The organism is Clostridium sp. UBA7503 (genome assembly GCF_002477055.1).
Classification (GTDB): Bacteria; Bacillota; Clostridia; order Clostridiales; family Clostridiaceae; genus Clostridium_J; species Clostridium_J sulfidigenes.
In genome coordinates this window covers 195,407-215,523 of the sequence record NZ_DLNT01000021.1, presented here as the reverse complement: position 1 = coordinate 215,523, position 20,117 = coordinate 195,407, and the positions used below count along the sequence as shown (strand labels likewise).

Annotated in this window: 17 protein-coding genes and 1 pseudogene; 11 read left to right on the top strand and 7 right to left on the bottom strand. The window is 27.8% G+C overall.

All coding sequences use genetic code 11. From position 1 onward, the window contains the following. Positions 1-54: 54 nt before the first annotated feature. Both B3630_RS06555 and B3630_RS06550 read left to right on the top strand, forming a co-directional pair. On the top strand, positions 55-2,982 hold the full coding sequence (locus B3630_RS06555; protein WP_346896604.1) for an insulinase family protein: 2,928 nt from the start codon (positions 55-57) through the stop codon (positions 2,980-2,982). A 59-nt stretch (positions 2,983-3,041) separates the two neighbouring features. Continuing rightward, positions 3,042-3,557: pseudogene (locus B3630_RS06550) on the top strand (nicotinamide-nucleotide amidohydrolase family protein); the annotation flags it as partial. Between the two features lie 33 nt (positions 3,558-3,590). Here the strand turns inward: B3630_RS06550 and B3630_RS06545 are convergent. The 4 genes from B3630_RS06545 to B3630_RS06530 all read right to left on the bottom strand — a co-directional run bounded on the left by B3630_RS06545 (position 3,591) and on the right by B3630_RS06530 (position 7,099). Continuing rightward, complete coding sequence (locus tag B3630_RS06545) at positions 3,591-4,862, bottom strand: S8 family serine peptidase (protein ID WP_346896602.1); 1,272 nt, start codon at positions 4,860-4,862, stop codon at positions 3,591-3,593. A 132-nt stretch (positions 4,863-4,994) separates the two neighbouring features. After that, positions 4,995-5,885 carry a selenium metabolism-associated LysR family transcriptional regulator gene (locus B3630_RS06540; protein ID WP_346896600.1) on the bottom strand — a complete coding sequence of 297 codons (891 nt, stop codon included), beginning with the start codon at positions 5,883-5,885 and terminating at the stop codon, positions 4,995-4,997. 100 nt (positions 5,886-5,985) lie between these two features. Continuing rightward, on the bottom strand, positions 5,986-6,417 hold the full coding sequence (locus B3630_RS06535) for a DMT family transporter (RefSeq protein WP_346869862.1): 432 nt from the start codon (positions 6,415-6,417) through the stop codon (positions 5,986-5,988). A 133-nt stretch (positions 6,418-6,550) separates the two neighbouring features. Beyond that, complete coding sequence (locus tag B3630_RS06530; RefSeq protein WP_346896598.1) at positions 6,551-7,099, bottom strand: hypothetical protein; 549 nt, start codon at positions 7,097-7,099, stop codon at positions 6,551-6,553. A 340-nt stretch (positions 7,100-7,439) separates the two neighbouring features. Here B3630_RS06530 and B3630_RS06525 point away from each other — a divergent pair, with 340 nt between their 5' ends. The 6 genes from B3630_RS06525 to B3630_RS06500 all read left to right on the top strand — a co-directional run bounded on the left by B3630_RS06525 (position 7,440) and on the right by B3630_RS06500 (position 13,251). Beyond that, positions 7,440-8,696: a UDP-N-acetylglucosamine 1-carboxyvinyltransferase gene (locus tag B3630_RS06525; RefSeq protein WP_346869864.1), complete on the top strand. Its 1,257-nt coding sequence runs from the start codon at positions 7,440-7,442 to the stop codon at positions 8,694-8,696. A 40-nt stretch (positions 8,697-8,736) separates the two neighbouring features. After that, the gene (locus tag B3630_RS06520; RefSeq protein ID WP_346869865.1) at positions 8,737-9,522 is read left to right on the top strand and encodes an MBL fold metallo-hydrolase; all 786 of its coding nucleotides are present in this window, start codon (positions 8,737-8,739) and stop codon (positions 9,520-9,522) included. A gap of 139 nt (positions 9,523-9,661) precedes the next feature. Next, on the top strand, positions 9,662-10,252 hold the full coding sequence (locus B3630_RS06515; protein ID WP_346896596.1) for a GerMN domain-containing protein: 591 nt from the start codon (positions 9,662-9,664) through the stop codon (positions 10,250-10,252). An 83-nt stretch (positions 10,253-10,335) separates the two neighbouring features. Continuing rightward, on the top strand, positions 10,336-10,833 hold the full coding sequence (locus B3630_RS06510; protein ID WP_346896594.1) for an SEC-C metal-binding domain-containing protein: 498 nt from the start codon (positions 10,336-10,338) through the stop codon (positions 10,831-10,833). 124 nt (positions 10,834-10,957) lie between these two features. Beyond that, positions 10,958-11,599 (top strand): lactate utilization protein, encoded by a 642-nt coding sequence (locus tag B3630_RS06505; protein ID WP_346896592.1) that lies wholly within the window; start codon positions 10,958-10,960, stop codon positions 11,597-11,599. A gap of 317 nt (positions 11,600-11,916) precedes the next feature. Continuing rightward, positions 11,917-13,251 carry an FAD-dependent oxidoreductase gene (locus tag B3630_RS06500; RefSeq protein ID WP_346896590.1) on the top strand — a complete coding sequence of 445 codons (1,335 nt, stop codon included), beginning with the start codon at positions 11,917-11,919 and terminating at the stop codon, positions 13,249-13,251. A gap of 125 nt (positions 13,252-13,376) precedes the next feature. Here B3630_RS06500 and B3630_RS06495 read toward each other — a convergent pair whose 3' ends face one another. Beyond that, a complete protein-coding gene (locus B3630_RS06495; protein ID WP_346896588.1) occupies positions 13,377-14,234 on the bottom strand; it encodes a fused DSP-PTPase phosphatase/NAD kinase-like protein in 858 nt (285 codons plus the stop codon). Positions 14,235-14,514: 280 nt separating this feature from the next. On the opposite strand from B3630_RS06495, the gene rlmH reads away from it, so the two are divergent. Next, entirely contained in the window at positions 14,515-14,994 is a 480-nt protein-coding gene (rlmH, locus tag B3630_RS06490) for a 23S rRNA (pseudouridine(1915)-N(3))-methyltransferase RlmH (RefSeq protein ID WP_346896586.1), read from the top strand. A gap of 167 nt (positions 14,995-15,161) precedes the next feature. After that, positions 15,162-17,129, top strand: coding sequence for an AAA family ATPase (locus tag B3630_RS06485; protein ID WP_346896584.1), 1,968 nt, complete (start codon positions 15,162-15,164; stop codon positions 17,127-17,129). A gap of 14 nt (positions 17,130-17,143) precedes the next feature. Here B3630_RS06485 and B3630_RS06480 read toward each other — a convergent pair whose 3' ends face one another. Then, positions 17,144-17,323 (bottom strand): hypothetical protein, encoded by a 180-nt coding sequence (locus B3630_RS06480; protein ID WP_346896582.1) that lies wholly within the window; start codon positions 17,321-17,323, stop codon positions 17,144-17,146. Positions 17,324-17,477: 154 nt separating this feature from the next. Here B3630_RS06480 and B3630_RS06475 point away from each other — a divergent pair, with 154 nt between their 5' ends. Further along, positions 17,478-18,995 (top strand): Eco57I restriction-modification methylase domain-containing protein, encoded by a 1,518-nt coding sequence (locus tag B3630_RS06475; protein WP_346896580.1) that lies wholly within the window; start codon positions 17,478-17,480, stop codon positions 18,993-18,995. A gap of 62 nt (positions 18,996-19,057) precedes the next feature. Here the strand turns inward: B3630_RS06475 and B3630_RS06470 are convergent, their stop codons facing one another. Then, positions 19,058-19,999, bottom strand: a complete 942-nt coding sequence (locus B3630_RS06470) for a BsuBI/PstI family type II restriction endonuclease (RefSeq protein WP_346896578.1) — start codon at positions 19,997-19,999, stop codon at positions 19,058-19,060. Between the last annotated feature and the right edge of the window lie 118 nt (positions 20,000-20,117).

Here is a 20,117-nt window from a genome sequence, read left to right as displayed (position 1 = left end):
AAATAATAGTAGTACTATTAAAAGATAAAATAATAAAATAGCAGGAGGAGAAAGATGAATTATAATTTAGGAAAAATATATCATGGATTTAAGTTGTATAGAGAAGAAAAGGTTGAAGAAATAAATTCTATAGCTAGAGTTTTTATACATGAAAAAACGGGGGCAAAATTATTACATATGGAAAATGATGATTCTAACAAAGTATTTGCAATAGGGTTTAAAACACCACCAAGCGATGATACTGGAGTTGCTCATATATTAGAGCATAGTGTATTATGTGGTTCACGCAAATTTCCTACAAAAGAGCCATTTGTAGAACTTATAAAAGGATCATTAAACACATTTCTAAATGCTATGACCTTTAGTGATAAAACTATATATCCACTAGCAAGTAAAAATGAAAAGGACTTTTTTAATTTAATGGATGTATATTTAGATGCAGTGTTTTATCCTAATATATATAATACGAAGGAAATTTTAATGCAAGAAGGTTGGCATTATGAATTAGAGAATTCTGAAGATGAGCTAACTTATAAGGGTGTAGTTTATAATGAAATGAAAGGAGCCTTTTCATCACCAGACGGAGTGTTAATGAGAGGAATTCAAAAATCTTTATTTGAACATAATACCTATGGATTTGAATCAGGTGGAGATCCAGAATTCATACCAGATTTAACTGAAGAGGAGTTTTTAGGATTTCATAGTAAATACTACCATCCATCTAACAGCTATATATTCTTATATGGAGATGGAAACTTAGATGAGAGATTAGCATTTATTAATGACAATTACCTAAACAATTTTGAAAAAAAGGATATTGATGCTGAAATATTACCAGAGAAGCCTTTTGAAGAAATGAAAGAGGTTGTAACAGAATATTCTATTTCTAATGAAGATAATGAAGATGAAAAAACTTTCATGGCATTAAACTTTGTTATTGGAAAATGTACTAATGATGAATTATATATTAGTCTAAGTGTTTTAGAATATCTTTTATTAGAAACTCAAGGAGCTCCATTAAAACAAGCAATCCTTGATGCTAACCTAGGAAAGGATGTATATGGAAGCTTTGATAATGGGATTTTACAACCGGTATTTAGTATAGTACTTAAAAATAGTGATGCAAATAAAAAAGAAGAATTTAAGAATGTAGTGTTTGATACATTAAAATCTTTGGTTAAAAATGGAATTGATAAAAAACTAATAGAGGCATGCATAAACATTACAGAATTTAAGTTAAGAGAAGCAGATTTTCAGGGCATGCCTAAAGGTTTATTCTATTATATGACAGCTATGGATAGTTGGCTACATGATGGAGATCCGTTAATTCACTTAAAATATGAAAAGAATATGGAAAAAATAAAGAAAGCACTAACTTCAAATTATTTTGAACAATTAATTGAAAAATATATATTAAACAATAATCATAGCTCATTAATAGTATTAGCGCCTAAAAGGGGTTTAGCAGATGAAAAGGATAAAAAATTAAGAACTGGATTAAAGGAATATAAAGAAAATCTATCTGTTGAGGAAATACAAGACATAATTAATGAAACAAAGTCTTTAATAAATAGACAGAACACTCCTGACCCAGAAGAAATATTAGAGACTATACCAGTATTATCAATAGATGATATAGACGAGAAAGTTGAAGAATTAGGAGTTATAGAGCAGGCTGTTTCCGGAGTGAAGCTACTTCATCATGATGCATTTACAAGTAAAATTGCTTACTTAGATTTTATGTTTGATAGCAGAACCATAGCACAAGAAGATATTTCCTATCTAAGTCTATTAACCACACTACTAGGCAAAATTAATACTAAAACCTATAGTTATGTGGATTTATCTAATGAAATATTAATTAATACAGGTGGAATATATTTTAAAAATGAAGTATATGGCGATAGTAAAGATGTCCTTAGATATAGTACTTACCTTGAAGGGCATTGTAGTGTAGTAGTAGATAGAGTACCAAGAGCTTTAGAAATATTGGCAGATATAATTAAGAATACCTCCTTTGAAGATAAAAAGAGGATAAGAGAACTTATAAGAGTTTTAATATCAAGAATAGAAATGAAGCTTATGGATAGAGGACATCAAGTTGCAACTACAAGATTAGGAGCTTATTTTTCTCCTGCTTATGAATATATAGAAAAAACTTCAGGATATGAGTACTATAAATTCTTAAAGGAAATAGAAAATAACTTTGATGATAGAATAGATAGTGTTATTTTGAAATTTCAAGCTATAATGAATAAGGTATTTAATAGAAATAGCTTAATAGTAGCAGTAACTGGTAAAGATGAAGAAGTTACTGCTGTAAAGAAGAACATTTCAGAGATATTAGAAGTATTATCTGATGAAGAAGTACAAATTAACAAGTATGGCTTCCATGAAGAAAACAAAAATGAAGGAATGCTTACTCCATCTAATGTTCAATATGTGGCAAAGGGATATAACTATAAAAAATTAGGATATGAATACACAGGAAAGTTATTGGTGCTGAAAACTATAATTGGCATGGATTATCTATGGAATAAAGTTAGAGTACAGGGTGGAGCTTATGGAGCTTTTGCTAATATAGTGAGAAGTGGTAATTTTATGTTTGCCAGCTATAGAGATCCTAATATAAAAGAGACCTTAAAGACTTATGATAATGCAGCTAGATACTTAGAAAGTTTTACAACTACAGATAGAGAAATGTTAAAATACATTATAGGAACTATAAGTGAACTAGATATGCAATTAACTCCATCCATGGCAGGAGATGCAGCAGTTAGCTATTATATAAGGAGAATATCTAAGGTGGATAGACAACAGGAAAGAAAAGAAGTGTTATCTACTACAGTTAAGGATATTAATAACTTCTCAAAATTAGTAGCAGATGTTATGAATATGAATTATATAGTGGTTCTTGGTAATGATGGTAAGATTAAAGAAAATAAAGATGTATTTAAAAACTTAGAAAATGTGTTTAACTAAGGGGGGAGAAATTTAATCAGAAGTTATAATTTACTTATGAATTCTGATTAAGATTAACTATGATAAATGATAGTGTGTATGGAGAAGGAGAGATTACTCTAGAAGATGCAATAGGAGAAATGTTAGTTAATAAGGGTTTAACTATTTCTACTGCAGAATCCTGTACAGGAGGAATGGTTGCAGCAAGATTAATTAACTATCCTGGTATATCAAAAAGCTTACTTGAAGGAGTAGTAACCTATAATAATCAGACTAAAATCAATAGAATTAACGTAAAAAGAGAAACTCTTGAGAAATTTGGAGCTGTTAGCCATGAGGTAGCAGCTCAAATGGCTGAAGGAATAGCGAAGACTTCAGGATCTGATATAGGAATATCAACTACAGGAGTAGCGGGTCCAGGTGGAGGAACTGCTGAGAAACCAGTAGGAAGAGTATATATAGGATTATATTATAAAGGCAAGGTTACCACAAAAGAATTAAACCTTTCTGGAGATAGGCAGGAAATACGAGAAAAATCTACTATAAATATTTTAGATATGTTAAGAAATGAATTATTAAATGATAAATTAGTATAAAAAAGTAAAGCACCCCATGTAAATGAGGGCGCTTTACTTTTTATGTTTATGCTTATTTTTATTATCCTTATTAATTAAAATAGAAGACAAATCAGTACCAATTAAGTTGTTAATATTTATATATCCATTACCTTGTTTATATTTTTTATCATTTATCAAGGTTGAATTTATTCTCAATAAAGTATATATATCATCAAAGGTAAACTCGTTGTTTATTTCAAATAATAGTGCACAGATACCTGCTATAAAAGCACAGGATATAGATGTTCCACTACGAATAGTATAAGGTGATGTAAGCGGTGGGGGATATATTTTTTCACCATCTCTCTCGGATATATAATTACAGTCTGTGTTTAAAGATATAATATTATCACTTGCAGCAACAAAATCAGGTTTTTTTAATATTTTATTAGAGCCGCAACAGGAATAATCACTTATTTTATAAGTAGAATTTGTATCTATTCCACCTATTGTAAGCACCTTATCAGATAGAGCAATACCTTTTATAGTATCTTCTTTATCTTCATTATTACCAGCAGGTACAACTATTATTATGTTTTTATTTCTAAGTAAGGTAAAAATTTTATCATATAGAGATAAAATAAACTTATTTAGAGTAGTTATTTCAAAAGGTGCACATACTATTTTTATATTAAATTCATCAATACTATTATATAAACATTCCAAAGCAAATAAAGTAGCTGAAATATACCCTTTACCAAGCTTATTAAAGGCTTTTACCATAACTAAATGGCTATCAACAGCAATGCCATGTTGTTTTACTTTTTTATTTGTACCTTCTCCACATATTAATCCAGAAATAAAAGTCCCATGACCATTGTCATCATAAGGGTATGTTGAACCATTAATTATATCAATAAATTTTTTTACTTTATTTGATGGGGTAGATAAATCTATATGTGGATACACGCCACTATCAATAATGCCAATACCTATGCCTTTACCTGAAACCTCTTTATTTTTTAACACTTCAAATCTCTTGTTATCTAAAAAAATTCCATTGGCATGAAGGATATTTTTGTTGCATAAAAATGCTATGTCATCAATGCATATATACTTAACTTCCGGAAGCTCTATAATTCTTTTAATAGCTCTTTTGGTAGCAAGTACACATAAACAATGCAAGGATTTAATATTATACAAGACTTCACCTTTTGAGGATTTAATGTATTTCTCTATTGAATTTTTAATACTACCGTATTTAATTATTATTCTATATCTATTATAAATATCATTATCCATCACATTTTTAAGAGTTGGGTCAAGTTTTTTATTAAAAAGCATAAAATACTCCTTATATACTTATTACACTTATTAGTATATGTAAACTAGGAGTATTTGTTAAAGCTTTTATTTATTATAAAAATAAAAGCTAAGATTAAGAATTTTTATATTCTCATCTTAGCTTTTAAAGTTTTATAAATTATATATATTCTTACACATAGAAAAAAATGCTCTTGCAATAGGAGTAAGAGTTCTTTTAGAGCTTACTATTAAGAAGAGATCTCTTCTTAAGTCTACATTTTCTACTCGGCTTATACGCATGTTACCACTAATAAAGCCATCATCACATAGACTTTTACTAATTATAGAAATTCCTAATCCTAGATTAATAAGTTTAAGTTGAGCATGTACACTATTTACCTCACAAAGAACTTTTAATTTCTTAGGATCTATTTTGTTAGAATGAAGCTGAGCTTCTAAAGTATGTCGAGTGGCAGATTCTTTTTCTCTTATTATAAAAGGATATTTTATTAAATCATCAATGGAAATAGTTTCAGATAAATTTAATTTAGAATTAGAAACAATAACAAGTTCATCTTCTATTATCTTATAACTATTTATTTTTGAATTATCTATGATTGTACCAACTAAACCAATTTCACATTTAAGATCTATAATATCTTTGATTATAGATACAGAACCTTGTTCTTTAATGTTAAATTTAACGTTTGAGTAGAGTTCACTAAAGGTTGAAACAAGAGTAGGTAGTAAGGAATTGCATGGCGTAGTGCTAGCAGCAATGTTTAAGACACCAGTAATATTATTATTGAAATTAGATAGATCGGTGATAGCATTATTCCTTAAATTTATAATATCATTAGCATATTGTAGAAAAGATTCTCCTACAGGTGTAAGATTAACTTCCTTAGATGTTCTATCAAATAATTGAATATTAAGTTCTTTTTCTAAACTGGAAATATGAGAACTTATAGTAGGTTGAGATAGGTAAATAGCATTTGCAGCCTTAGAAAAACTTCTAAGTTTAGATACTGTAATAAATGCTTCTAATTGTTTAAAATCCATAGTCTACCTCCTATTAATAATAATTTAAGATTTATATGAAAAAAAGATTTCTATTTGAGAACTGTTAAAACTCCTTACGAAAAAATAGAAAAGATATAAGCTATCCTTTCCATTTAAAAACTATAATTCCAGCTATCATTATGACAACACCTATGCATTCTCGTATTCCATATCCAGCTTCAGTAGAGCCAAACCAACCAAAATGATTGATAAGTGCAGCTGCAATAAGTTGGGCAATAAGAATAGTTGCTACAGCTATAGCCGGGCCAAGACTAGACATACCCTTAATTACTGTAAATGTAATAACAGCACCTAATACTCCGGCTAAAAGGTAAAGTTTGTTAGCATATTTTAAATTTCTAAAGGTACCGTCACCTGCAAAGAATAACACTATTAGGGCAGTTATAAGTGCAATAGCTTGAGTTAATACTGTGGTTTCCCATAGTCCGATTTTTTTTGAAAGTTCTGTATTAAATACACCTTGAACACTCATAGTTACCCCTGCAATTATTGAGAAAATTATACCCAACATAAAAACTTTCACCATCCTTTTAAAGATAGCTTACCCTAATATGGATATAATTATTTAAAATTTAAGGGGTATATCTTCGCTTAATTCTATTAATTATAAAGTTAAAATTATAGAAAAGAAATTGTTTTTAATATTAAAACTCTTTTAAATCATAACTTTTAACTAAAGTGTCTCTTCTATTGTTAAGCTGTTTCCAAACCTCGATTTTATTTATCTTAGTAAAATTAAACAAATCAGTTTTATCTTTACTTTCATCTAAGGTAAATAAGCTATTTGAATAAGCCTTTCTAATCGCATTGTTAGCATTAGAAATAGGCATGTTAAAATAGGATAGTGTTGAGAAATCTTTGACACTTATACCATGAGTATTAAGCATGTCAAACATGCTTCTAGATATCTTGTTTATGTATCCTTTATCTTTAACTTTTAAGTTTACAGTATTAGATGTATCGTTAATGAAAATATCATTATCAATTCCAACTTTAAATTTTTTATAAGGAGATAAAATTTTTGAGATTATCTCATCTAATTTATCAAGCTCTGTATTAGACACAGAACCTAGAGGAATGTACAAATTAGATATGTTTTTATACAACTTATATTTCTTATTTAAAAATTTTTGGATAGATATAATGTCATCAACAGATTTATCATCCACCAATGCAACTAAATAATATTTCATTTTTTCCTCCCGAATGTAGATTTTTATTATAAAGTATTATATTATTATAAAATACTTTAACGCTACAATTAACAGTATTATAACATATAATAATAGGTTATAATAGATATATATAGTTAATTATATTTTTACTTTTATATGTATATAAAAATTAAAAATAAAAATTACACTTATAAATTTAAAATTTTTATTAAAATATACGAACATTGTGATATAATTATAACTATGAGATTTTAACATTTAAAAATTAAGTTTAATTGACATAGATATAGATAGACATTAAATTAAGTTAACATATGTAAAGTATGGACATTATATAAATAGTGAGGATGATACCTGTATGGAAAAATTAGTTATAAATGGAGGCAATCCATTATTTGGAAATGTAAATATTAATGGCGCAAAAAATGCAGCTGTAGCAATTTTACCAGCAGCAATTTTAGCGTCTAAGGGAGTTTGTACAATAGAAAATGTTCCTAATATAGAAGATATAAATTGTTTAGAAATTATTTTAGAATATTTAGGATGTAAAGTAGAATCAAGTTGTAATTCAATTAAAATTGATAGCACAAATATAGTAACAACCAATGCTACAATCCCAGAAGTAAGGAATATGAGAGCATCCTATTACTTATTAGGATCATTATTATCTAGATTTAAAAAGGCTAGAGTAGAACTTCCAGGGGGCTGCCCTATTGGAGATAGACCAATAGATCAGCATATCAAAGGATTTGAAGCCTTAGGAGCTACAGTTACCATAGAACATGGTGCAGTAAATTTGGTTGCAGAAAAATTAGTTGGAACAACTATATATTTTGATGTAGTTAGCGTAGGAGCTACAATAAATATCATGCTTGCAGCGGTTCTTGCGGAAGGAACCACAGTTTTAGAGAATGCAGCAAAAGAACCACATGTAGTAGACGTAGCCAATTTCCTAAATACTATGGGGGCAAATGTAAAAGGTGCTGGAACTGATGTAATAAAGATTAATGGAGTAGAGGAACTTTCAGGATGTAATTATTCAGTTATACCGGATCAAATTGAAGCTGGAACCTTTATGATAGCAACAGCAGCTTGTGGTGGAGATGTTACATTAAATAATGTAATACCAAAACACTTAGAATCTATTTCAGCAAAGCTTGTGGAAATGGGTATAGAAGTTATAGAAGATGAGGATAAAGTTATAGTTAGAAGTGGAAATAACCTTAAAGGTGTAAATATAAAGACTTTACCATATCCAGGATTTCCAACAGATGTACAACAGCCAATGAGTACTCTTTTAACTATGGCACAAGGTAGAAGCATTGTAAATGAAAGTATATATGAATCAAGATTTAAGCATATAGATGAGTTAAAGAAAATGGGTGCAAATGTTAAAATAGAAGGTAGAATAGCTATAATAGATGGAGTTAAAAATTTATCTGGAGCTAATGTTAAAGCAACAGATTTAAGAGCAGGTGCAGCTTTAGTTATTGCAGGTCTTTCAGCCCAAGGAAAAACTGAAGTTGAAGGCATTGAACATATAGATAGAGGATATTTGTATATAGAAGAGAAATTTAAAGCTTTAGGTGCAGATATTAGAAGAGTAAATATATAAGTTTTATATGTATTATAGATACTAGATTGAGGAGATAATTATGAAATTTTGCCCATTATTTAGTGGTAGCAGTGGGAATAGTATATTTGTATCAGAAAACAATAGTAACATTCTAGTGGATGTGGGAATGCCCGGTAAGGCTATCGATAAAGAATTAGGGGATATAGGTATAAATCCTAATTCTATAGATGGTATATTTATTACTCATGAACATTCAGATCACATTAAAGGGGCCGGAGTATTTTCAAGGAAATACGATATTCCTATATATGCACCAAGTCTCACCTGGGAAGCCATGGATGGGAAAATTGGAAGTATTAAGGAGAAGAATATAAAAATAATTGATGGTAAGTTTACTGAAATTAATGATTTGACCATAGAGAATTTTCCTATACCTCACGATGCAGCATGCCCTAGAGGTTATAGAGTACATGGCTCTAAAAAATCATGTTGTATAGCTACTGATTTAGGTCACTTTTCTATAGAAGTAAAAATGGCACTAGAAGATAGTGATATGATTTTAATAGAGAGTAATCATGATATAGAAATGGTTAAATTTGGGCCATATCCATATCCGTTAAAGCAAAGAATACTAAGTGCAAAAGGACATTTATCCAATGAAGATTGTGGTAAAGCTATAGTAGATGTTTTAAAAGGAAATCATAAAACTATATACTTAGGGCATCTAAGTAAAACAAATAATTATCCAGAGCTTGCTTATGAAACTGTGGCAAGTGTATTAAGGGAAAATAATATTATCGTACAAAAAGATATAGAATTAAAAATGTGCAATAGAGATAGGCATAGTATATTATCAGAAATATAAACAGGTTCTTAGCTTCTTTGAAGCTCTAGAAATCGTTATCCAGGGACGTAGCCACTCTTTACTCCCACTTTGAAGAAGATGTAGTATTAGAGTAGGTAGTCATCGGATAAAAAGTTTGGTTAGAAATAGGAGGTGTAGAATGAAAAAGAAGACCTTTAGTTTAATATTAACAATAACAGTAGTTATAATAGCACTAGTTGTAGGAGGAATTTACCTTACAAAAACTATGAGTATAAAGAAAGATAAGGCAAGTATAATAAGTAAAGAGAAACTTGAAAATACTAAAGGAGCTACAGAGGATGATGGCTATATTGATATAACTTTATATTTTGGAGGAGATGCTGAAAAGTCCGAGCTTATAAAGGAAGAAAGACTAATTAATAGTGAAGACTTAATAGGTGAAATGATCATGCAAGAACTCATCAAAGGGCCAGCTAAAGTTAGTGAAAAAAGCAAGCCTATTTTACCAAAAGAAACAAGACTTTTAAGTTTTTCTATTAAGGATGGCATAGCAAATATTAATTTAAGCCCAGAAGCTATGTTTCAAATGTCTGAAGTTCAAGAAGTAACAATACTTAAGTCTATATCAAATTCTTTGAGTCAGTTGAAATCTGTGAGTAAAATAATGATTACAATAGATAATCAAGGTGTTGAAAGTTTAGGTGGAAACTATAATATATCAAAACCATTTACCAAGGATGAAATAGTTACTTTAAAAATACAGAAATAAGATATTATTGAAAGATAAATAAAAATTTATTATAATTAATAAAATAGATAAACAAATTTTGTTATAAAGAAGGAGAAAATAACATGAGCATATATAGCAATTGGACAAATTATGTTGTAGAGTATGTAAAGGAAAATGGAGAACCTGCATTTTGGAAAGAGTATGCAAAGGTTGAAAAATCAATATATACAAAAGCCTTAACAATTGATGGCGGTGTTATTAGTGGAAAGTTCTCTGAACTAGTTAAAGAATTTGAAGTTAATGAAATTTACTTTATGGGATTCTTAGATGGAATAAATGAAAGTATAGATAAAGAATTAGATCTTGAAGCTATAGAAAGTGATTCAGAAGTTAGCTTCAAAATAGATTATGAAAAACTATACTTCAATATGCTTGATTCTAAAGCAGACTATCTATATACATTATCACAATGGGATAGAATATTCTCACCAGAAAAAAGAAAAGAGATACAAAAAACTTGGAGAGAATCAAAAACAGTAATAAATGAAATTAAAATTGGTAGAAATGATGCATGTCCTTGTGGAAGTGGCAAAAAGTATAAGAAATGTTGCGGAAAATAATATAAACATTAGCCCTAGTGAATTTTTTATTCATTAGGGTTTTTTATATATGTATTATTGTAAGATATTCTATATATGGCTATGATATAATTAATTATATGATAAATTTACAGGGGGATTGTTTATGGATAAAAATATGAAATGGCTAAAGGAAAGTAGGGTTAATGTCACAATTAATTCACTTAAAAAGAATGGTATGAATGGCTATTTAGTAAATAGTCATGAAGAACTAATTGAGAAAATTAATGAACTTACCAATGATGGTGATACAGTAAGTTGTGGTGGTTCAATGAGCCTATTTGAAACTGGAGTTATTGATTATTTAAGAAGTGGAAAATATAATTTCCTAGACAGATATGAGCATGGGTTAAGTAAGGATGATTTGAAAAAATTATATAGAAACACTTTCTCTGCTGATATATATTTTACTAGTACTAATGCAATTACAAAAAAAGGAGAATTATACAATGTAGATGGCAATGGAAATAGGGTAGCAGCTATGTTATATGGTCCAGATAAAGTAATAATTATAGCAGGAGTAAATAAAATTGTAGAGAATATTGAAGAAGCTATTAAAAGAAATGAAAGAGTATCAGCACCTGCAAATTGCAAAAGATTAAGTAAAGTTACTCCTTGTGTAAAGGTGGGACATTGTATGGATTGTTCAAGTGAAGAGAGAATATGCAATGAATATACTATAATAAGAAGACAGGGAAATAAGGATAGAATACATGTAATTTTCTTGAATGAGGAATTAGGATATTAATTAAAATACAAATATTAGAGTAAGGCTTTAGCAAAATAAGTTAATCTAAAATATTTTGCTAAAGCACTTTTTTTATAATTATATGAAAAATAATGAAAATTAAAGAGAGGTTAAGAGAATGAAAGCTTATCTTTCTATATATACTAATAGCATGGTTGAATAAATTGATATTTGAGGTAAAATATTATTAGATAATGATTGTTAAATAACAAACATTGTTAAAAGAATGTGATTAAATAACTTTTACAATACAATATAATATAAAAATATGTAAGAATAAATTTTATTTAGATGTAAATTATAGGAGGTCATGTATTATGAAAATTGCAGTAATAGGATGTACACACGCAGGAACAGCAGCGGTAGTAAATGCGAAACAACTTTACCCAGATAGTGAGATTACAGTTTATGAGAGAAATGATAATATATCTTTCCTTTCTTGTGGAATTGCTTTAAGTGTGTCTAATGTAGTAAATGAACCAGAAAAATTATTTTATAATTCCCCAGAAAATTTAAATAACCTTGGTATAAACATGAGAATGAATTATGATGTAACTGATATTGATATGGATGAAAAAATAATCACAGCTACAAATTTAAAGACTGCCGATATAGTAAAAGAAAAATATGATAAATTAATTTTAACATTGGGATCGTGGCCAATAGTTCCTAATTTTGAAGGAAGAAACCTAAAAAATATATTACTATGTAAAAATTATAGTCATGCAAAAACAATTATAGAGAAGTCAGTTGATGCTAAGAGTGTAACAGTTGTAGGAGCTGGATATATAGGAGTAGAACTTGCTGAAGCCTTTGAAATGAAAGGTAAAAATGTAACCCTAATTGATGCAGAAGATAGAATAATGAGTAAGTATCTTGATAAAGAATTTACACAAATAGCAGAGAATGAATTTAAAAATCGTGGAGTAAAACTAGCTTTAGGTGAAAAAGTTCAAAGGTTCGAAGGAGAAAATGGTATAGTATCTAAGGTAGTAACTGATAAAGGAAGTCATGAAGCGGATTTAGTAGTACTTTGCATAGGATTTATACCAAGTACAAGTTTAGTAAAAGGAAAATTAGACACTCTTCCAAATGGAGCAATAATAATAGATGAATATATGAGAACTAGTGTTAAAGATGTATTTGCAGCTGGAGATTGCTGTGTTGTAGAATATAATCCAGCAAGGGATAAGAGATATATTCCTCTTGCAACTAATGCTGTAAGAATGGGAACCTTAGTTGCTAAAAACCTAGTAAACCCAACTCTTAAGTATATGGGAACCCAAGGCACTTCAGGAATAAAGATATATGATAAATGTATAGCATCGACAGGGTTAACAGAAGAGGTTGCTAAGAAAACCACATCTATGGAGATTGACTCAGTAATGGTTAGTGAAAATCATAGACCAGAGTTTATGCCAACCTATAAGGAAGCAACCATAAAGCTTGTTTATGACAAGGCAACAAGAAGAATTCTTGGAGGACAGATTATTTCTGATGAAGATTTAACTCAACACATGAATACCCTATCTGTAGTAATTCAAAATAACATGACCATAGAAGAACTGGCAATGACAGATTTCTTCTTCCAACCACACTTTAATAAACCATGGAGCTTATTAAATACTGTAGCTATTAAAGCACTAAAGTAATATATAAGTTATATTATATATAATTTAAAAATAACTCATCATAATTAATATGGTGAGTTATTTTCATAGTAAAATAGATTGCTTTGATAAATTTAATAAAAGTAATGAGATAACAGTTAAAGTTTCTATGAAATCTGTTTATTAGAGTTAGATTCACTAGACTTACAATTATTGTAAAAATTATTTAAAAAATCATAAACTTCTCCTGAATAAAATTTATCACTAGTATTTTTATCCATTTTGGATAATAAGACTTGGCGAGTAATAATATCATTTAGATTAACTTCTTTACAATTTTTCATAATATCGTACATTATCATAAAAGTCGTAGTTCTTTCAAGTCCTTCATTTCCATGGAAATGAAGCCAACTGCCCTCAGGTTGATTTTTTACAACTTCCATAAAATAATTTACCATAGCCTCTGTAGGTAAATTTTTATATGTTACAGGAATACGAATATAAGATAATGAATAAGCTTTAGACTGCTCAGCTTCATTTTGAACTTTTGAAGGTATAATTACATCTTTAAAGCCTTCTAAAGCAATAGCTTTATTAAGTGGAATAGATTTTAATCTAGAGTTTTCATCAGCAATGATTTCATTTACTGTTAAGCCTCTATTTGCATCGTTGTTAGCATTTTGCCAACTTACAGGAATCCCATCAATAAATCCATGGGATTCTTCTCTTAAGTCAATAATCGTTATAGGCACATTACCTATAGACTCTTTCATTAAAGGAACTCCAGTTTTAGAAAATTGACCACTACCAGAAATATTAAGCTTATCTAGACCAGACAAATTTATATTTTCTGAAGGAGTAATTTTATCTGTGCTCTTTCTAAAATATTTTGGTAATTCAAAAGCAGTTGAAGAATCAACCATTAACTTTACATCTGGAATAGGAGTAGCATAACATACAATATAATTAAAGGATAGAATTATAGTTAAAAAAGCAAATAAATTAATCTTTAAAAAATTTTTCATATTTAGACACCACCTATATAATATTTAATTAGTATCTATTATAATTTTACCTATGACATTCTAAATTATTCATAGTAAAATATAGGTATTATTGATGTGGTGCTAGTATAGTTTATTGTAAAACTATACAAATAGATTAATATAAAACTAGAAAAATAGTTAACTATGAAACTATATAACTAGTTAACTATTTGTTCTGTTCATGCGGGTTTTAGCGGTTTTACTGCTTAATAGTATTATGAACTTATTAGTTAAATTAAAAAAATTAGGAGGATGTTTAGTGAATATAACATTAATAACTGTAGGAAAAATAAAAGAAAAATATTTAAGAGACGCCATAGATGAGTATTCTAAGAGATTATCAAGATACTGTAAGCTTGAAATAATAGAACTTCAAGATGAGAAAACACCAGATAATGCATCAGAAAAGGAAGAACTTCAAATAAAGGATAAAGAAGGTCGAAGTATATTATCAAAAATTAAAGATAATGCTTATGTTGTAGCTATGGATTTAAAAGGAAAACAAATTTCATCAGAAGAATTTGCAAATTTCATAGATAACTGTGGATTAGAAGGAAACTCTAATTTAGTTTTTATCATAGGAGGAAGCTTAGGCCTATCAGATCAAGTTATAAAAAGAGCTAATTATAAAATATGTTTTTCTAAAATGACCTTTCCTCATCAATTGTTCAGAGTAATGCTTCTAGAACAGATATATAGGGGATATAGGATAATAAAGGGTGAACCGTACCATAAGTAAATGCGATTTTTACTAAATTTGGATAATTAATCATAGAGAGAGATTAACCATGTGTCGTCTCCATTATGAAACCATCGACAATACAGAAATATGTTGCTGAAGGTTATTTATACTAAATAATATATGATATAATATGTAATATAAATGAATTATCTTGGGAGGGTAAGATGGACATAGAAGGGCTGATAATAGAAGGGTTTAAAAGATTTAATTCAAAAACGGTATTTGATTTTAGTAATTCAAAAAATATTAATACAATAAGTGGTAAAAATGGATCCGGTAAAACTACTATAGCAGATGCGTTATTATTAATACAACAATCCATATTTCTAAAATTATTAAAAGAACAATATAGTAATAATTCATTTACTAAGTTAGTAGAAAAAAATTTTGCAGAGACAGTGAAAGCGTATATGTGCAAAAATAATCTTACCATTGAATTAAAGCTAAAAGATGGAGATGATAATATTGATATTGTATTCTTTGCTTATGAAAGTGAATTGGAAATAAGTTGGGAAATATTATTTAACCAAGGTGAAGAAATATTGTTACAATATTGGAATTTACATCAACCTAATAATATAATAATGTTTGTTGGATCTAATAAATATTATAATGAAAAGAATATAAAATTTTCGGATTTAAATATAGAAACAAGTTATACTTTACCTGTTGATAGAGAAATCTGGTTAACTTTAAATATGATATTTTTTCCTAATAATACATTTAACCTATTATATCAAAACTTATTTAAGGATTGGGCGTATGAAAGATTAATACCAACAAAAGGGAGAATAGATTTATACTTTAAACTGTCTCAAGGGTTTGTAAAGAATATATTTGAAAACTTGCAATTCTCAAATTTTTCTGCAAATAAATTCAAAGAAAATGAGGTTGTTCATTTAGTCTCAAATAAGAATACTGGTAGTAAAAAGTATGATATGAGACAGTTAAGCTCAGGAGAAAAAACTATTTTATATTCTTTTATGTATTTAAATTTAGTTCAACGAGTTAGTGTAATGATAATTGATGAACCAGAAAATAATTTACATGAAGAAGTAATATGTAAATTATTAAATATATTAAAGTTACTTACTAACAAAGAAAGAACTTTTATAGAAACATTAGAAGAGCTGAATTTCGAGGAAAACATTATTGATAAAGTGAAAAAATATAATAAGAAGTTGAATAGCAGTAAAATAGGACAAGTTTTTTTATTTACCCATTCAAAATCTTTAATATACTCAACATTTGAAGATGGAAGTAATTATGTATTAGATGATACTTTGAAATTTATTGATTATGATGAATGTGAGAAAAAATTGAGAGAAGTGGGTATAAGTGCGTTATATAATAGGGTATTATTTGTTGAAGGAAAGACAGAAGTTGAATTATTCAGTGTTTTGACCCAAAAAAATAATATAAGAATAGAGAAAATTGAAAATTGTGATAAATTGGTAGCTACATATAGATGTATTAAAGAAGTAGAACATTATGTTAATGATTTAAAATTTATATTTTTAATGGATTCTGATGAATCAAATATAAAGAAGGTAAACGATATTATAGAAGCTAGAAACCAAGACTTTATATTGCTAGATAGACATGAGATTGAAAATTATTTAATAGACATACCGATATGGGTAAGAGCAGCTAAGAAATTTGCAGATGAAACTATTGTGGATGAAATAACAGAGAGTTATATTAGTGATGAATTATACAATGCTGCTAAAACTCAAATGGACAATTTTAAAAAACAGTATATATCGTATGGGCTAAATAATATGATAACATCAATAATACAAGTTAATCATAGAGACATACCTTTAGGAAATGAAGCGTATAGTAAATTTGTAGATGGTATAATAAATAAAAGAAAAATATTAGATTATATAGAGCAGTGTAAAAAAATTTTTGAAGAATGCAATAATAAGTTCAATGATGAGAGTTTTAACGAAGATTGGATAAAAGTCTGCCCAGGAAAGCAAGTTATAAATATTGCAGCTGCTAGGATTGGTAGGAAAATAGGAGTTTCTAGAGAACGATTAATAAAGGAAGTTAGGATATTATCTAACTCCGATAAAAATTCACCTCTGTATAAATTAATACATGATATAGAAGATAGATTAAAATAAAAGAATAGAATTCTCTATTCTTTTATTTTATTTAGAAAATATAAACATTCTCTTATAAAAAAATTATTTTCATTTATGAGTTCTTCATCAGAATCGCATGAATTAAACCAATATGATATTGATTCATATGAATAATTAAGCAATTTTTCTAGCCTTAAGATTTCTTCGGGTGAAAGATTTAATATCCTATTCAAAATAATAACCTCCTAGTTATTAATATGTATAATTTATAGTTTTTTATAACAAAAAGTATATATTTTAGTATTTAGAGCAAAAGTTTTAGATATACTTTTATTTAAGATTAAGCTACTATATATATATTCAATAAAAAAAGAAAGAGTGTATAAGATGATAGATAAAATAGAAAAAAATCATATAAATAATAAAGAAAACTTTATTGATATTTTTAACAATCAAAACATTTATGTTCATAAAAAGAGCAAAGAGAAATATGCACAATATTATACTGGACAAAATATAGCTAAATACATGGCTAATATGTTCAAAAAGATTAATAAAAAAGTTATAAAATTATTAGACCCAGGATGTGGAGTTGGTATATTAACAGCTGCTTTTTTGGAGAGATTGTTAGAAATAGAGAACAGAAAAGTTCAAAAAGTTATTATAACTTTGTATGAGATAGATAATCATGTAATTAAAACATTAAATGATAATATGAAAAAAATATTAAACATATGTATGGAGCATGGATTAACTATTGAATATCATATAATTAATGAAAATTTTATTCAGAGCACTTCAGTTAAGGATAAATTTGATTATGTGATAATGAATCCTCCATATATGAAGTTAGATGATAATTCTGAGGATGATATTATATTAGAGAGTTTGGGGATAAATGTAACTAATTATTATGCTGCATTTGTTTCACTTGCAATAAGAATGTTGGAAAATAACGGGGAATTGGTTGCTATAACTCCAAGAAGTTTTTGTAATGGAGCATACTTTATAGATTTTAGAAGAGATTTATTAGCAAAGATGACGTTTGATAAAATTCACCTATTTGAATCAAGAAAAGATTTATTTAAAGAAGATAATGTATTACAAGAAAATATTATTTTCCACTGTATAAAGAAACAAACAAAAGATAAAAATAGAATACAAATTATTCATAGTTATGCTAACTTAACAGATGGATTAAGTGTAGAAGAAAAAGTATTTGAAAATGTTGTTTATCCAAATGATAATAATTTACTTATCAGAATTGTAAGGGGATCTGAAGAAGAAGAAATAGCAAAAAAAATTAATTCGTTAGATTGTAGATTAGAGGATTTAGGATTAGAAGTATCAACAGGACCAGTGGTAGATTTTAGAGAACCCAGAGAAACTCAAAGTAAGGAAAGAATTCTTAATGGAATACCATTCTTTTTTAGCGAACATATTTCTATTTATGGGATAGAGTGGCCTAAACTTCAATCAAAGAAATATAATTATATTTCTTTAGATGAAAGTAATATAAATAGGATGAGACATAATGGTAATTATGTGTTACTTAAAAGAATGACTTCAAAAGAAGAGAAAAGAAGAATTGTTTCGGCAGTATGTGAAGGAAATAATTATGATTATGAGTTCTTTGCGTTTGATAATAAATTGAATTATTTTCATATTAATAAAAGAGGGTTGCCAATTAAAATTGCTAGAGGATTATCATTATATTTAAACTCAACGATACTAGATAGATATTTTAGAACATTTAGTGGAAATACTCAAGTAAATGCTACAGATTTAAGAAGCTTACAGTACCCTGCTAGAGTACAATTAATGCAATTAGGTGAGATATATGATTATGTATTTAACAATCAAAAATTAATTGATGCAGCAATCGAAGATATTTTGTTTAACTAATCTAATGAACCTAAGTTTTTTACAACTTAGGTTCATATTTTTATATAATTATAAAAAACAAGCTACTTATATGGTGAATACTCAATTTTTGTTAAAGTTTCTATGATGTATACTGTAGTTTCAGGAGCTATTCTATTTGAAAATTCCTTAAATTTTTTATCTGTTAAAAAAACCGTATTCATATCTAATTCATATGGGCAATACATAAATAATTCTTGTAGTTCTTTATAACGTAAAGTATCTACTGGACCAGAAGAAGCAACAGCTTCAAAGATAATAATTCTTTTTTTATCATTATCAAAGAATATTAAATCAGGATATTTACTATCTTTACTAAAAGGTATATTTAGTTGTTTAACTAATTGCTCATTGAAATATTTGTCTTTTTGTTCTGTATCTCCAATATGAACTATAGTTGGATTGGCTGTTTTAGTTAATATAATATCTTCGACAATAAACTTAGATATTATATTATGCTCCCCAGGTGAGTATTCGAGATCTTTTTTAGTAAAAGTTTCATCATTAAATGGTGGTATAATCTTAATAGATATTAGAGATAAACGTTCTATTTGTTTTTGTCTATCAATAACAGTTTGGTTTATAAAGGAACTTTTTAGTGTATTAAAGATATCACTTCCAAAGCTATAAATTAAAGTTTCAAAATTTGGATTAATAGTGTAATTAGTATTTCCAGAATTAATAGGTCTTTCAGGTAAATCTTTATTTTTCTCTATAAGTCCAAAATCAAGTAAATTCTTTAGCGCAGTCTTTCTAATAGATTCTCTAGTGTTTTCAGCATAGTTTTTTCCAAGTTTAGCATTAGCAAAAGATATTATATCGGTTATTCTAGCACCATCATAGAGACAGCTTTTACCTTTCATAAGAGAAGGTACAGAAGTATCTTTACTTAGTAATGCTAAGAGAGATGTATGAGTAATATCTGTATTTGCATAATTAGGAAATCCTATCTCCTCTAATATTTTTTTTATTACCTCAGAATTCATAATTCTCCTCCTTAAATAAACTGAAAAAATCAGAAATAATATTGAAACTAAAGGCATTTTAAATAAAATTTAAAACTGCAATTTTGCAGATTGTAATTATAATATAATCCTTTTATTA